General features: G+C 42.3%; 2 protein-coding genes. Both read right to left on the reverse strand.

Annotated features, from left to right (window positions below; genetic code table 11):
* Positions 1-328 (reverse strand): hypothetical protein (locus tag FJU10_RS18920; RefSeq protein ID WP_140966740.1); only part of this gene is annotated, 328 nt, incomplete at its 3' end.
* Between the two features lie 15 nt (positions 329-343).
* The coding region (locus FJU10_RS18925) for a DUF916 and DUF3324 domain-containing protein (protein ID WP_140966741.1) at positions 344-1,196 on the reverse strand (853 nt) is incomplete at its 5' end.

The following is a 1,196-nucleotide window of genomic DNA, read 5'->3' on the forward strand; positions in this document are numbered from 1 at the left end:
AGATCCCTGTTGGTAATTGATCTTTCAAGAGCGTTGCTTCTTCTGGTAAGAATACTCGTGCTTCAGACACTTCTTGATCAGAAAAGAAGGTCACTTGAAGAGGTTCTTCTGCCGTTCCTTGCATCCGAGAACGAGTAAAGAAGAAGCGCGGATCACTAATCTGTTCTTCCTCCAGATAGTTTTTCATTGGCGGAAGTTCCATTAGTTCTTGTTCCTCAGAGTCCATCGTTGTCTCTGCGTAAACCATGCCGACAGGCATGAATACGGTTTGTATGACCAAGATGGTCGTCCCTAACACAAGCATCGGTCGTCTAAATCTCGTGGTCATTTCATTCACTCCTTCTTACTGTTCTTGTTCGTTTGCTCTTGCTTTCTTCTTTTGAATCAGTAGATACAAAATGACGCCAAGTAAAAGAATAACCAAGACGATTGAGCCAATCATCCACCAGTTCAGGCTTGTATCAATGGTTACATCCGCTCGATTCAATGCTCTTGCTTCCTCTGCTTCAATGGTAAAGGTCCGTTCCCATGTCCACTCTTCTTCTCCAGAGGTTGCTTTTAAGTTCAATACATACTCACCACTTTGAAAACGATCGCCTTTTAGCGAGATAGGAAAATCAAAATGAGAATTAGGCGCCATCTGCATCATTTCTTCACTGGCTTCATAGAGAACCTCATCTTCTCCTACTCGTTGAACTGTTGCTTCTACCGCCATTCGGTTAACGAAAGTGGGCGTAAAGTTCTGGATCGTTGCACTGATCACATTTCGATAGTTTAATTGATCCGCGAATACATCTAACAAATCAAGATCCGGTTGAACCGAATCCCGAGAATTACTAACAACAACACCGACGACATAGGCAAATTCATTTTTGATTGCCACGCCTTCTTCATTGCTTGTCGTTTCTTCTTGTTCCTCTTTGACTTCCGTAATTCGTAAACCGCCAGCTAGAAATCCCTCAAATAATTCTTCAGGCATATGTAATGGAACGGTGATTGTTTTCGTTTCATTTCCCGCTAGTTCAATGACACCCGAAAGGTCGATCAATTCATCCAGTGAAAACAGTAGACTGTTATCTGGTTCTTGGGCATCTTTGCCATACTCAACGACCCCATGCACATTGGTATACGCAGTATGTGGGGTTACTTGTACTTGAATTGGTTCACTACTAGCATTTTGTAGTTTTAATGCTAAA

It is taken from the genome of Enterococcus sp. OL5 (assembly GCF_006491895.1).
Lineage (GTDB): Bacteria > Bacillota > Bacilli > Lactobacillales > Enterococcaceae > Enterococcus_D > Enterococcus_D innesii.